Origin of the sequence: Kitasatospora sp. NPDC057223, assembly GCF_042669755.1 — a bacterium.
GTDB lineage: Bacteria > Actinomycetota > Actinomycetes > Streptomycetales > Streptomycetaceae > Kitasatospora.
Genome location: NZ_JBHUWW010000061.1, coordinates 36,934 through 50,030, shown reverse-complemented (window position 1 = coordinate 50,030; position 13,097 = coordinate 36,934). Strand labels below are relative to the sequence as shown.

Annotated in this window: 10 protein-coding genes; 6 read left to right on the top strand and 4 right to left on the bottom strand. The window is 73.0% G+C overall.

The genetic code is table 11. The annotated features are described in order from the left end of the window. Nucleotides 1-77 precede the first annotated feature (77 nt). Both ACFUK0_RS21810 and ACFUK0_RS21805 read right to left on the bottom strand, forming a co-directional pair. Nucleotides 78-1,433, bottom strand: coding sequence for an LLM class flavin-dependent oxidoreductase (locus ACFUK0_RS21810; protein WP_380252646.1), 1,356 nt, complete (start codon nucleotides 1,431-1,433; stop codon nucleotides 78-80). A 123-nt stretch (nucleotides 1,434-1,556) separates the two neighbouring features. After that, nucleotides 1,557-2,765: an ROK family protein gene (locus ACFUK0_RS21805; protein WP_380252644.1), complete on the bottom strand. Its 1,209-nt coding sequence runs from the start codon at nucleotides 2,763-2,765 to the stop codon at nucleotides 1,557-1,559. A 232-nt stretch (nucleotides 2,766-2,997) separates the two neighbouring features. On the opposite strand from ACFUK0_RS21805, the gene ACFUK0_RS21800 reads away from it, so the two are divergent. The 4 genes from ACFUK0_RS21800 (at nucleotide 2,998) to ACFUK0_RS21785 (ending at nucleotide 7,597) form a co-directional block, all read left to right on the top strand. Further along, complete coding sequence (locus ACFUK0_RS21800) at nucleotides 2,998-5,583, top strand: ATP-binding protein (protein WP_380252642.1); 2,586 nt, start codon at nucleotides 2,998-3,000, stop codon at nucleotides 5,581-5,583. An 88-nt stretch (nucleotides 5,584-5,671) separates the two neighbouring features. Then, nucleotides 5,672-6,352, top strand: coding sequence for a response regulator (locus ACFUK0_RS21795; protein WP_380252640.1), 681 nt, complete (start codon nucleotides 5,672-5,674; stop codon nucleotides 6,350-6,352). 76 nt (nucleotides 6,353-6,428) lie between these two features. Next, nucleotides 6,429-6,836 (top strand): OB-fold nucleic acid binding domain-containing protein, encoded by a 408-nt coding sequence (locus ACFUK0_RS21790; RefSeq protein WP_380252638.1) that lies wholly within the window; start codon nucleotides 6,429-6,431, stop codon nucleotides 6,834-6,836. Beyond that, nucleotides 6,833-7,597: a DUF3159 domain-containing protein gene (locus ACFUK0_RS21785; protein ID WP_380252636.1), complete on the top strand. Its 765-nt coding sequence runs from the start codon at nucleotides 6,833-6,835 to the stop codon at nucleotides 7,595-7,597. Before ACFUK0_RS21790 ends, ACFUK0_RS21785 begins: the two co-directional genes overlap by 4 nt. A gap of 74 nt (nucleotides 7,598-7,671) precedes the next feature. Here the strand turns inward: ACFUK0_RS21785 and ACFUK0_RS21780 are convergent, their stop codons facing one another. Together ACFUK0_RS21780 and ACFUK0_RS21775 are read right to left on the bottom strand one after the other, a co-directional pair. Then, nucleotides 7,672-8,346, bottom strand: a complete 675-nt coding sequence (locus ACFUK0_RS21780) for a potassium channel family protein (protein ID WP_380252634.1) — start codon at nucleotides 8,344-8,346, stop codon at nucleotides 7,672-7,674. After that, a complete protein-coding gene (locus ACFUK0_RS21775; RefSeq protein WP_380252632.1) occupies nucleotides 8,346-9,014 on the bottom strand; it encodes a potassium channel family protein in 669 nt (222 codons plus the stop codon). The genes ACFUK0_RS21780 and ACFUK0_RS21775 overlap by 1 nt, the downstream gene beginning before the upstream one ends. Before the next feature lie 229 nt (nucleotides 9,015-9,243). On the opposite strand from ACFUK0_RS21775, the gene ACFUK0_RS21770 reads away from it, so the two are divergent. Both ACFUK0_RS21770 and ACFUK0_RS21765 read left to right on the top strand, forming a co-directional pair. After that, nucleotides 9,244-11,349, top strand: coding sequence for an APC family permease (locus tag ACFUK0_RS21770; protein ID WP_380252630.1), 2,106 nt, complete (start codon nucleotides 9,244-9,246; stop codon nucleotides 11,347-11,349). A gap of 344 nt (nucleotides 11,350-11,693) precedes the next feature. Continuing rightward, the gene (locus ACFUK0_RS21765) at nucleotides 11,694-13,049 is read left to right on the top strand and encodes a class I SAM-dependent RNA methyltransferase (RefSeq protein WP_380252650.1); all 1,356 of its coding nucleotides are present in this window, start codon (nucleotides 11,694-11,696) and stop codon (nucleotides 13,047-13,049) included. Nucleotides 13,050-13,097 lie beyond the last annotated feature (48 nt).

Below are 13,097 nucleotides of genomic sequence, written 5' to 3'. Positions count from 1 at the left end.
GGGGGGTGCGAGCCGGCCGCCGGCGCGGGCGGTGCGGTAGCCGGCGGACTCGGTGCGCAGTTGCGCGTGCCCGCCGGTCAGGCGGCGGCGTACCGGCCCGCCGGGCGGGGCAGGCCGTAGTGCTCGCGCAGGGTCCGGCCGCCGTAGCCCTCGCGGAACAGGCCGCGCTTGCGCAGGATCGGGACGACCTGCTCGACGAAGTCGTCCAGCCCGGACGGCAGGACGGGCGGCATGATGTTGAAGCCGTCGGCCGCGCCCTGGCTGAACCAGGTCTCGATATGGTCGGCGACCTGCTCCGGGGTGCCGACGACGACCTGGTGCCCGCGCCCGCCGCCGAGCCGGCCGACGAGCTGGCGCAGGGTGAGCCGGTCGCGTTCGGCGAGGTCGCGGACCAGCTCGAAGCGGCTTTTCGCGCCGTTGATCTCGGTGACCGGCGGCAGCGGCGGCAGGGGCTCGTCCAGCGGGTGGTCGGTGAGGTCGACGCCGAGCACGCCGGAGAGCATGCTGACGGCCCGGGCCGGGTTGATCAGGGCGTCCAGTTCCTCGTCCAGCGCCCGTGCCTCGGCCTCGGTGGAGCCGAGGACGGGGACGACGCCGGGCAGGACCTTCACCAGCTCCGGATCGCGGCCGAGCGCGGCGGCCTGCCGCTTGAGGTCGCCGTAGAACGCCTGGCCCTCGGCCAGGGTCTGCTGCGCGGTGAACACCGCCTCCGCCCAGCGTGCGGCGAACGCCCGGCCGCTGTCGGAGGAGCCGGCCTGGACGAGCAGCGGGTGGCCCTGCGGGCTGCGCGGGATGTTCAGCGGCCCGCGGACCTGGAAGTGCTTGCCGACGTGGTCGATGTCGTGCACCCGCCCCACCTCGGCGAAGGTGCCCCGGGTGCGGTCGAGGAGCAGCGCGCCGTCCTCCCAGCTGTCCCACAGTGCGGTGACCACGTCGAGGAACTCGGCGGCCCGCTCGTAGCGGACGGCGTGCTCCTGGTTGGCGTCCCGGCTGAAGTTCTGCGCGGCGCGGTCGCCGGCCGAGGTGACGATGTTCCAGCCGGCCCGGCCGTGGCTGATGTGGTCGAGCGAGGCGAACTGGCGGGCCAGGTTGTACGGCTCGGAGAAGCCGGTCGAGACGGTGCCGATCAGGCCGATCCGGCTGGTCACCGTGGCGAGCGCGGTGAGCAGGGTGAACGGCTCGAACTGGCTGATCAGGCCCCAGCCGCCGTCCGGGCGGGCCTCGACGCCGTCGGCGAGGAAGACCGAGTCGAAGGAGGCGGCCTCGGCGGTCTGCGCGAGCCGCTGGAAGTGCGCGATGTCCCCGGCGGCGGTGGGGTCGGTGCGCGGGTGGCGCCAGGCGGCCTCGTGGTGGCCGACGCCCATCAGGAAGAGGTTGAAGTGCAGCTGCCGCTGGCCCGGCTCCCGGCCGGACGCGGTGGACGAACTGGGCATGGCGAAACGCTCCGGGGCTCGGATGAAGTGGGCGGAACGGGGGATTACCCCGATTCTGCGGCCCGCTCCCCGGCCGGACAACGATTCACCGGGCGGTGGAATTAATGCTGCGTTGACGAGGTGTCAACGCTGGGCCCGCGCGGCCGTCCGCAGCTCCATCGGCCGCTGGAAGACGCTGTCGAGCACGCCGGCGCAGGCGGCCACGGCGAGGGTCTCCCGGCCGAACTCCGTCGCGGTGACGAGTTGTTCGGGCGCGGCGTTGGAGTGCCGGCGGATCTGCTCCGCCAGGTACGGGCGCAGCGACGGGGCCACCGTCAGCCCGCCCTCGCTGATCACCAGGACCTCGGGGTTCAGGACGTCCAGCAGCAGCCCGGCGGCGGGTGCGATCAGGCGCAGCCGTTCCTCGAACAGCCGCAGGACGGCGGTGTCCCCGGCGCCGGCCAGCGCGAGCAGCCGGTCGAAGTCGACGGCCGGGGTGAGGCCGAGGGCGTGGGCGCGGCGGGCGATCGTCCAGTCGGAGACGGTGGCCTGGAGGCAGCCGGTGCGCCCGCAGGGGCAGGCCTCGGTGGAGCCGGGGACGGCGACGTGGCCGATGTCGCCGGCCCGGGAGCGGCGGCCCCGCAGGACGGTGCCGCCGGTGGCGATGGCGGCGTCCACGACGTTGCCGACGAACAGCTGGACGAGTTCGGTGGCCCTGCTGCCCGCGCCGAACAGCAGCTCGGCCTGGGCGAGTGCGCGGGCGTGGCTGTCGACGTGCACGGGCAGCCGGGTGGTGCGGGCGAGGACGTCGCGGACGGGGACGTCGCGCCAGCCCAGCGGGCCGTGCTCGATGACGCTGCCGCTCTCCGGGTCCACCCAGCCGCCGGTGACGACGCCGAGGCCGAGCAGGGAGTGGCCGGCGGCGCGACGGGCGAGGAAGCCGGGCAGGTACGCCTGGAGGGCGGTGAGGACGGCGGCGGCGTCGCCGCGCCGGGGGACGCGTTCCTGGGCGACGACCCGCCCGCGCAGGTCGAGCAGGGCGAAGGTGAGCCAGGGCACGCCGATGTGCACGCCGCAGGCGAGGTGGTGGCGGGTGTCGATGTCGAGCGGCAGCTGCGGCCGGCCGGCCCGGGGCGGGCCGTCGGCCGCCGGGAGTTCGCGGACCAGGCCGAGGGCGTTGAGGTCGGCGGTGTGCCGGGAGACGGCGGCGGGGCTGAGGGCGGTGGCCCGGCCGACGTCGCTGCGGGTGAGCGGACCGTCGGCCAGCACGGCGCGCAGGACGGCGCCGGCCCCGCCGCCCTCCGCGGGCAGCGGACTCCTGCCGAGTGCGGGCGGTGCGACCAGGGAGAGCATGCGGTCGATGCTCGCAGCGGCGTGTTGCACGGGCGTGGCGAGGGCATGAAAGGGCCCCGGTGCGGCTGCCGCCCGCCGGTCGCCGGGGGGCCGTCAATATCGCGCTAAGACTGGCCGCGGACCGCCCCGGTCAGCGGATTCCGTGCCGCCACGCCGTAGTCTCGGAGACCGGAGGGGGCGACGGAGTGTCCGGGGCTGGCTGCCCGCCGGGGCCGGAACAAGAATGGTGCACATGGGACGCGGCAGGCTGCGCATCTACCTGGGGGCGGCTCCCGGGGTCGGCAAGACCTACGCGATGCTCGCGGAGGCGCACCGCCGGGCCGAACGCGGCACGGACGTGGTGGCCGGGTTCGTCGAGCACCACGGCCGGGAGCGGACGCTGGAGCTGGTCGACGGCCTGGAGGTCGTCCCGCGCCGTGAGCTGGAGCACCGGGACGCGGTGTTCACCGAGATGGACCTGGACGCGGTGCTGGCCCGGCGCCCGCAGGTCGCGCTGGTCGACGAGCTCGCCCACAGCAACGTGCCGGGCAGCCGCAACGAGAAGCGCTGGCAGGACATCGAGGAGCTGCTGGCGGCCGGTGTCGACGTCATCTCGACCGTCAACATCCAGCACCTGGAGTCGCTCGGCGACGTGGTGGAGGGCATCACCGGGGTCCGCCAGCGGGAGACCGTGCCGGACGAGGTCGTCCGCCGGGCGGACCAGATCGAGCTGGTCGACATGTCGCCGCAGGCGCTGCGCCGGCGCCTCGCGCACGGCAACGTGTACACACCCGAGAAGATCGACGCGGCGCTCTCCAACTACTTCCGTCCGGGCAACCTCACGGCGCTGCGCGAACTGGCCCTGCTGTGGACGGCCGACCGGGTCGACGAGTACCTGCTGAGCTACCGGGCCGAGCAGGGGATAGAGGGCACCTGGCAGGCCCGTGAGCGGATCGTGGTCGGCCTGACCGGCGGGCCGGAGGGCGCCACGCTGATCCGGCGGGCCGCCCGGATCGCCGCGCGGGGCTCCGGCGGGGAGCTGCTCGCCGTCCACATCACCAGGTCGGACGGGCTGGCCGGCGCGGGCTCCCCGCAGGCCCTGATCGAGCAGCGGGCGCTGGTGGAGAGCCTCGGCGGCAGCTTCCACACCGTCCTCGGCGACGACCCGGCGGCCGGGCTGCTGGACTTCGCGCGGGGCGTCAACGCGACCCAGGTGGTGCTGGGCACCAGCCGCCGCCGGGCCTGGCAGTACATCTACGGTCCGGGGGTGGGCGCCACGGTGACCCGTGACTGCGGTGACATCGACGTGCACACCGTCACCCACGAGCACGCCGCGAAGGGCCGCGGGCGCGTTCCCGTCCGCCGGATCACCGACCTGGGGCGCACCCGCAGGGTGGCGGGCTGGCTGATCGGCGTGGCCGGGCAGCTGCTGCTCGCGCTGGTCCTCACCCATGTGCACGGGTTCGGCGCGTCCACCGACATGCTGCTCTTCCTGACCGTGACGGTGTGCGCCGCGCTGGTCGGCGGGCTGCTGCCGGCCATCGCCTCCGCGCTGGTCGGCTCCTCGGCGTTGAACTACTACTTCACGCCGCCGCTGCACACCTTCACCATCTCCGAGCCGCAGAACGTGCTGGCGGTCGGCATCTTCACGGCCGTCGGCATCGCCGTCGCCTCGGTGGTGGACCTCGCCGCCCGCCGCACCCACCAGGCGGCCCGCAGCCAGGCAGAGGCGCAGACCCTGAGCGCGCTGGCCGGCACCGTGCTGCGCGGCGCCCCCACCGGGGAGGGCGTGCTGACCGCGCTGCTGGACCAGGTCCGGGAGACCTTCCAGCAGGACTCCGCCGCTCTGCTGGAGCGCGCCGACGAGCGCTCCCCGTGGCGCTGCGCCGCCGGCAGCGGCCCCCGTCCGCCCGCCCGCCCCGAGCAGGCGGACGTGGACGTGCCGGTCGGTGACAACCTGGCGCTCGTCCTCGCCGGGCGGGTGCTGCCGGCCGAGGACCGCCGCCTGCTCGGCGCGTTCGCGGCGCAGGCCGCCGTCCTGCTGGAGCGCCGCCGGCTCGCCGGGGAGGCCGCCGCGGCCCGCCGCGAGGCCGAGGGCAACCGGATCCGCACCGCGCTGCTGGCCGCCGTCTCGCACGACCTGCGGACGCCGCTGGCCGGGATCAAGGCGGCCGTCAGCTCGCTGCGCTCCGACGACGTCGAGTGGGACGAGGCGGACGAGGCCGAGCTGCTGGCGGGCATCGAGAGCGGCGCCGACCGGCTGGACCACCTGATCAACAACCTGCTCGACATGAGCCGGCTGCAGACCGGCACCGTCACCCCGCTGATCCGGGAGACCGATCTGGACGAGGTGGTGCCGTTCGCGCTCGGCGGGGTGCCCTCGGCCGCCGTCCGGCTGGACGTCCCCGAGTCCCTGCCGATGATCCACGCGGACCCGGGCCTGCTGGAACGGGCGCTCGCCAACCTGGTCGAGAACGCCGTCAAGTACAGCCCGGAGGGTGTGAAGGTCCTGGTCAAGGCGGACGCCCTGGATCCGGCCGGGGGCCGGGGGAGTGTGGAGCTGCGGATCGTCGACCGGGGCCCCGGCGTCCCCGAGGAGGCCAAGGAACGGATCTTCGCGCCGTTCCAGCGCTACGGCGACGCCCCGCGCGGCGCCGGGGTCGGCCTGGGGCTGGCCGTCGCCCGCGGCTTCGTCGAGGCGATGGCCGGCACCGTCACCGCGGAGGACACCCCCGGCGGTGGGATGACCATGGTCGTCTCGCTGCCCGCCGTCAGCCGCGGGCCCGATCCCGCCGGCGGCCCGGCTCCCGGCGCCGCCGTCCGGGCCGCCCGTCCGTGACGTCCGCCGTACCTCCCCCGACCACCGCACCCGCCCCGACCACCGCACCCGCCCCGACACCGCAACCTCTCCGAAAGGCGGAGCCCGTATGACCCGGGTCCTCGTCGTGGACGACGAACCGCAGATCGTCCGCGCGCTGGTGATCAACCTCAAGGCCCGCAAGTACGAGGTCGACGCCGCCCACGACGGGGCGAGCGCCCTGGAGCTGGCCGCCGCCCGGCACCCGGACGTCGTGGTGCTCGACCTCGGCCTGCCCGACATGGACGGCGTCGAGGTGATCCGGGGCCTGCGCGGCTGGACCAGGGTGCCGATCATCGTGCTCTCCGCCCGGCACGCCTCCGACGAGAAGGTCGAGGCGCTGGACGCCGGCGCCGACGACTACGTCACCAAGCCGTTCGGCATGGACGAGCTGCTCGCCCGGATGCGCGCGGCCGTCCGCCGGGCCGAGCCGGTCAGCGGCGAGGACGACCCGATGGTCGTCACGGACTCCTTCACCGTCGACCTCGCCGCCAAGAAGGTCAACCGGGACGGCACCGACGTCCGCCTGACCCCGACCGAGTGGCACCTGCTGGAGGTGCTGGTCCGCAACGCCGGGCGCCTGGTCAGCCAGACCCAGCTGCTCCAGGAGGTCTGGGGTCCGGCCTACCGCACCGAGACCAACTACCTGCGGGTCTACCTGGCCCAGCTGCGCCGCAAGCTGGAGGCCGACCCCTCGCACCCGCGGCACTTCATCACCGAAGCCGGGATGGGCTACCGCTTCGAGGCGTGAGCGTGGGGGGCGCCGGGGCGAGGACGGTGACCTGCGACCCTGCCGTCGGGGGGCTCCCAACCGGTACCCTTCGGGCATGAGTGGTGATATCAGCAGCGACCAGCCGCAGGGCCGCTTCCGCCGGATGCTCAGCCGTCTGACCTCCTCCACGGAGGAGCTGGAGGCCGAGGAACTGCGGCAGGAGAGCGCGGCGGAGTCGGGCTGCACTCCGATAGCCAGCTGCGGCGACCGGCAACTGGTCACCGTCGCGGGCACCCTGCGCACCGTGACACTCCGCCCCCGGGCAGGCGTGCCCGCGCTGGAGGCGGAACTCTTCGACGGCACCGAGGCGCTGGACGTGGTCTGGCTCGGCCGCCGGTCGATCACCGGGATAGAACCCGGCCGCCGGCTCGTCGCCAGCGGCCGGCTCAGCCACGCACGCGGGCGCCGCGTGCTGTTCAACCCCCGCTACGAGCTGCGTCCGGTAGGACACGGGAGCGAATGAGCGTGAGCAACCTGCCCGGCGGCGACCCCGCCGCCCAGCTCGACCTGGCCGAACCCGCTGCGCAGTTCGGGCAGCCGGGCGGCCAGCCGGTGGCGCCGGAGACCGCCGAGGAGTCCGCCGCCCGCGAGGCGGCGGCCTCCCGCGAGGCCGCCGACACCGTGATGCAGGCCTTCGGCGGCGTCCGCGGCATGATCGACATGACGCTGCCCGGCCTGGTCTTCATCATCACGTACAACATCACCCACCAGGTCTCCACCGCGGCCTGGGCGGCACTGGGCCTGAGCGCCCTGTTCGTCGTCGTCCGGCTGTTCAAGCGCGAGACCATCCAGCACGCCTTCAGCGGTGTGTTCGGTGTCGCGATCGGCGCCTGGATCTCGATGAAGACCGGCAAGGCCGAGAACTTCTACCTCCCGGGCCTGCTCTGGAGCGTCGGCTACTGCGTGGCGCTGGCGGTCTCGGCCGTCGTCCGCTGGCCGCTGATCGGTGTGATGCTCGGCCCGGTCACCGGCGAGATGTTCACCTGGCGCAAGCAGAACCCCGGCCGGCTGGCCGCGTACACGAAGGCCACCTGGGCCTGGGTGCTGATCATGGGCGTCAAGCCGGTGATCCTCTTCCCGCTGTACTTCACCGGCAACGTGAACCTGCTGGGCTGGCTCAAGGTGGCGCTCGGCATCCCGCCGATGCTGCTCGCCATGTACGTCACCTGGCAGATCCTGCTGAAGGCCCCGCCGCCCATCAAGGCCGAGGTCGCGGACGAGTAGCCCACCGGGCAGAGGACGCACGAGGAGGGGCCGTACCCGACCGGGTACGGCCCCTCCTCGCATGCGCCTCGGGGCTACTTGGTGCCGGTGCCGCCTGCCAGCAGCAGGCTCTCCAGCTCCTCCTCGCGCTCCTGGGCCGCCACGAAGAGCAGCTCGTCGCCGCCCTCCAGGGTGTCGTCCCCGCCGGGGACCAGCACGCGGCCCTCCCGGATGATCGTCACCAGGGCGGTGTCGGCCGGCCAGTCGACGTCGCCGACCCGGGTGCCGACCAGTTCGGTGTCGGCGGCCAGGGTCAGTTCGACCAGGTTGGCGTTGCCCTGGCTGAAGCGCATCAGCCGCACCAGGTCGCCGACGCTGACGGCCTCCTCGACCAGGGCCGACATCAGGCGCGGCGTCGACACCGCGACGTCCACGCCCCAGGACTCGTTGAAGAGCCACTCGTTCTTCGGGTTGTTCACCCGGGCGACCACCCGGGGAACGCCGTACTCGGTCTTCGCGAGCAGCGAGACGACCAGGTTGACCTTGTCGTCGCCGGTCGCGGCGATCACCACGTGGCAGCGCTGGAGCGCGGCCTCGTCGAGCGAGGTGATCTCGCAGGCGTCCGCCAGCAGCCATTCGGCCATCGGCACCCGCTCCACCGAGATGGAGTTCGGGTTCTTGTCGATCAGCAGGACTTCGTGGCCGTTCTCCAGCAGCTCGCCCGCGATCGAGCGGCCGACCGCGCCGGCTCCGGCAATTGCGACCCGCATCAGTGACCCTCCTCCTTCGGCCCCTGCGCGAACGCGGCCTCGACCGAGGTCAGGTCGGCCCGGCGCAGCGCCACGTGAATCAGGTCACCCTCCTGCACCACCGTCTGCGCGGTGGGCAGCATGCCCTCGCCGAGCCGTGTGATGAATGCGACACGGGCTCCGGAGGCCTCCTCCAGGGCGCTGATCCGGTGGCCGATCCAGGTCGGCGCGTACGCCACCTCGGCCATCTGCACGGTGCCGCTCGGGTCCTGCCAGAGGGGCTCGGCGCCGCTCGGCAGCAGCCGGCGCAGCATCTGGTCGGCCGTCCAGCGGACGGTGGCGACGGTGGGGATGCCCAGGCGCTGGTAGACCTCGGCCCGCCGGGGGTCGTAGATCCTGGCGGCGACGTTCTCCACACCGAAGTTCTCGCGGGCCACCCGGGCCGCGATGATGTTGGAGTTGTCACCGCTGCTGACCGCCGCGAACGCGCCGGCCTCCTCGATGCCCGCTTCCCGCAGGGTGTCCTGGTCGAAACCGACCCCGGTGACCCGTCGGCCGTTGAATCCGGCACCCAGGCGGCGGAACGCCGTCGGGTCCTGATCGACGACGGCCACCGAGTGGCCCTGTTTCTCCAGGGCTCTGGCGAGGGCGGAGCCCACGCGGCCGCAGCCCATGATGACGATGTGCACTGAGCGCTACCTCACCCGGTCCGTTGGGGTCTTGACCTGCGCAAACACCGTTCATCGTCCTTCCGCACCCCCCTGCGGGGGTGACCCTTGTCGGCGGCCTTCGCAGGTCAACTGGAGTGCTGCCCGCCAGCCCATCATGCGACACGCTAGCCGGTCTCCCGAACACAGTCCCGACGAAGGGGGGACATAAGTCGGACCGGAGCACGGCGACCCCCTACGATTCCTTACCGTGCCTATGCCGACTGACCTTCCGAAACGCATCCTGATCGGGCGTGCCCTGCGGAGCGACAAGCTCGGGGAGACTCTGCTCCCCAAGCGCATCGCCCTGCCCGTGTTCGCCTCGGACGCGCTCTCCTCGGTGGCGTACGCGCCCGAGGAAATCCTGCTGACCCTGTCCCTGGCGGGCGCCTCGGCGATCCACTTCTCCTGGCAGATCGGTGTGGTCGTCGCCGTCGTGATGCTCGCGGTGGTCGCCTCCTACCGGCAGAACGTCCACGCCTATCCGAGCGGCGGCGGCGACTACGAGGTCGCCACCGTGAACCACGGCCCCAAGTCGGGGCTGGTGGTCGCGAGCGCGCTGCTCGTCGACTACATCCTCACGGTGGCCGTCTCCACCACCTCGGGCGTGGCGAACGTGGTCTCCGCGGTGCCCGCCCTGCGCGGGCACGAGCTGGGCCTGTCGGTCACCCTGGTGATCGTCCTGATGGGCATGAACCTGCGCGGTGTACGGGAGTCGGGCAGCGCCTTCGCCGTCCCGACGTACGCGTTCATGGTCGGCGTGATGGGCATGGTGCTCTACGGTCTCGTCCGGCACTTCGTCTTCGGCTCGGACATGCCGGCCGAGAGCGCGGGCTTCCACCTGGAGGCCACCCCCGGCAACGAGTCGCTGGCCGGCTTCGCCATGGTGTTCCTGCTGCTCAAGGCGTTCTCCTCGGGCTGTGCGGCACTCACCGGCGTCGAGGCGATCAGCAACGGCGTGCCGGCCTTCCGCAAGCCGAAGAGCAAGAACGCCGCGACCACGCTGCTGATGATGGCGGGCTTCGCGGTCGTGATGTTCATGGGCATCATCTACCTCGCCCACCTGACCGGCGCGCAGATGGCGGAGAACCCCGCCGAGCAGCTGGTCGGCGCCCCGGCGGACTACCACCAGAAGACCGCGCTGGCGCAGATCAGCGAGGCCGTCTTCTCGAACTTCACGCCGGGCTTCTACTTCATCGCCGCCGTCACCGGCCTGATCCTGGTGCTGGCCGCGAACACCGCCTTCAACGGCTTCCCGGTGCTCGGCTCGATCCTCGCCCAGGACCGCTACCTGCCGCGCCAGCTGCACACCCGCGGTGACCGCCTCGCGTTCTCCAACGGCATCATCCTGCTGGCGCTGGCCGCGATCCTGTTCATCGTCGCGTTCGACGCCGACCCGACCCGGCTGATCCAGCTGTACATCGTCGGCGTCTTCGTCTCCTTCAACATGAGCCAGTCCGGCATGATCCGGCACTGGACGCGGCTGCTGCGCACCGAGACGGACTCCGCCAAGCGTGCCCACATGCAGCGCAGCCGGGCGATCAACGCCTTCGGCCTGGTGATGACCTCGGCCGTGCTGATCGTGGTGCTGGCCACCAAGATCAGCCACGCCTGGATCGCGATCGCCACGATGGTCGCGCTGTTCGTCCTGATGAAGGCCATCCGCCGGCACTACGACCGGGTCTCGCGCGAGCTGGTCGCCGCCGAGGAGCCCGACGACGTCGTGCTGCCCACCCGGGTGCACGCCATCGTCCTGGTCTCCAAGCTGCACAAGCCGGCGCTGCGCGCCCTCGCGTACGCCAGGCTGGCCCGCGCCCACACGCTGGAGGCCGTCTCCGTCAACGTCGACCCGGCGGACACCGAGGCGCTGCGCCGCGAGTGGGACGAGCGCGGCATCGAGGTGCCGCTCAAGGTGCTGGACTCGCCGTTCCGCGAGATCACCGGCCCCGTCCTGGACTACGTCAAGAACCTGCGCCGCAGCAGCCCGCGCGACGTCGTCTCGGTCTACATCCCCGAGTACGTCGTCGGCCACTGGTACGAGCACCTGCTGCACAACCAGAGCGCGCTGCGCCTCAAGGGCCGCCTGCTCTTCAAGCCCGGTGTGATGGTGACGTCGGTGCCGTGGCAGCTGGAATCCTCCGAGCGCCGCAAGCCGCAGAAGGCCTGGCAGGCGCCCGGTGCGGTGCGACGGGGTGAGCCGCGTCGGCCGAAGGCCGTAAAGTCGAATGTCTCCGGCACCTCGGCCGGCACCTCCGGAACCTCCGACCAGGGCAGCTCCGACGGCCCCGCTGACGCCAGCAAGGACACCACCAAGTGACCCGCAACACCCCGCCCCGCTCCAACGGCAAGTCGGGCCAGGCCCGCAAGGGCGCCAAGCCCGGCCAGGTCGCCCGGCCGCGCTGGTCCGCCAGGATCGAGCGCCCCGCCGCCACCGACCGCGAAGGCTTCACCGCGCAGACCGCGCCGCTGGCGCCGGGCGAGGCGCCGCAGGCCGACGAGGCCCGCCCGGCCGCCCGCTCCGGCGGTGCGCAGAAGGCGAAGACCGGCGCCGGTGCCAAGTCCGGTGCCGCGAAGACCGGTGCCGCCAGGTCGGGTGCCGCGAAGGCCCCCGGCGCCAAGGCGTCCGGCCCGCGCAAGCAGACGGTGAAGGCGCCGAAGCTGCTGCGCACCCCCAAGGCGCCCAAGGCCGAGCCGGCCCCGCGCGGCCCCGGCGGCGACCCGCTGGTCGGCGAGCGGTACGAGGTCGAGGTCGGCGCGGTCGCGCACGGCGGCGGCCACTGCGTGGCCCGTCACGAGGGCCGGGTGCTGTTCGTCCGGCACGCGCTGCCCGGCGAGAAGGTGATCGCCCAGGTCACCGAGGGCACCACGAAGTCGCGCTTCCTGCGGGCCGACGCGGTGGAGATCCTGGAGCCCGCCAAGGACCGGATCACCCCGCCCTGCCCGTTCTCCGGCCCCGGCAAGTGCGGCGGCTGCGACTGGCAGCACGTCACCCCGGGCGGCCAGCGCAAGCTGAAGGTGGCGGTGCTCACCGAGCAGCTCGCCAAGCTGGCCGGGCTGACCCCGGCCGAGGCCGGCTGGGACGGCAGTGTCGAGCCCGTCGGCGGCAAGCTGCCGGCCGGCGAGGTGCCCGCCTGGCGCAGCCGCGTCCAGTACACGGTCGACCCGGCCACCGGCAAGGTCGGTCTGCGCAAGCACCGCTCGCACGACATCCAGCCGATCGACCGCTGCCTGATCGCGGCGACCGGTGTCACCGAGCTGGGCATCGAGTCGCGGGAGTGGCCGGGTGTCGCCTCGGTCGACGCGATCGCGGCGACCGGCTCCTCGGACCGCCAGGTGATCCTGGTGCCGACGGCCGGCTCGCAGCTGCCGATCGTGGAGCTGGACAAGCCGGTCTCGATCTCCCGGATCGACGAGCACGAGGGCTTCCACCGCGTGCACGGCCGCACGTTCGTCCGCGAGGTCGCGGCCGGCCGCACCTGGCGGGTCAGCAACGGCGGTTTCTGGCAGATCCACCCGGAGGCCCCGGACACCCTGGTCGGCGCCGTGCTGGACGGCCTGGACCCGCAGTACGGCGAGAACGCGCTGGACCTGTACTGCGGTGTCGGCCTGTTCGCGGGCGCGCTGGCGGACCGGGTCGGCGAGGAGGGCGCGGTGCTCGGCATCGAGTCCTCGAAGCAAGCCGTGGTCGACGCCCGGCACAACCTGGCCGCGCTGGAGAACGTCCGGATCGAGTGCGACAAGGTCGAGAGCCTGCTCCCGCGCACCGGGATCACCTCGACCGACCTGGTCGTCCTCGACCCGCCGCGGGCCGGTGCCGGCCGCGACACCGTCGCCCACCTGGTGGCCCTGGAGGCCCGCCGGATCGCGTACGTGGCCTGTGACCCGGCCGCGCTCGCCCGCGACCTGGCCTTCTTCCGCGAGGGCGGCTACCGGCCGGTCTCGCTGCGGGCCTTCGACCTGTTCCCGATGACCCACCACTTCGAGTGCGTGGCGATCCTGGAGCCGATCGCGCAGTAGGCGTTTTCGGGCACGGACGGGCGGTGGGCGGATTTTTCGCCCACCGCC

Excerpts from the sequence above, each read along its gene's own strand:
- ACFUK0_RS21810 (WP_380252646.1), bottom strand. The coding sequence starts at position 1,433 with ATGCCCAGTTCGTCCACCGCGTCCGGCCGGGAGCCGGGCCAGCGGCAG.
- ACFUK0_RS21805 (WP_380252644.1), bottom strand. The coding sequence starts at position 2,765 with ATGCTCTCCCTGGTCGCACCGCCCGCACTCGGCAGGAGTCCGCTGCCC.
- ACFUK0_RS21800 (WP_380252642.1), top strand. The coding sequence starts at position 2,998 with ATGGGACGCGGCAGGCTGCGCATCTACCTGGGGGCGGCTCCCGGGGTC.
- ACFUK0_RS21795 (WP_380252640.1), top strand. The coding sequence starts at position 5,672 with ATGACCCGGGTCCTCGTCGTGGACGACGAACCGCAGATCGTCCGCGCG.
- ACFUK0_RS21790 (WP_380252638.1), top strand. The coding sequence starts at position 6,429 with ATGAGTGGTGATATCAGCAGCGACCAGCCGCAGGGCCGCTTCCGCCGG.
- ACFUK0_RS21785 (WP_380252636.1), top strand. The coding sequence starts at position 6,833 with ATGAGCGTGAGCAACCTGCCCGGCGGCGACCCCGCCGCCCAGCTCGAC.
- ACFUK0_RS21780 (WP_380252634.1), bottom strand. The coding sequence starts at position 8,346 with ATGCGGGTCGCAATTGCCGGAGCCGGCGCGGTCGGCCGCTCGATCGCG.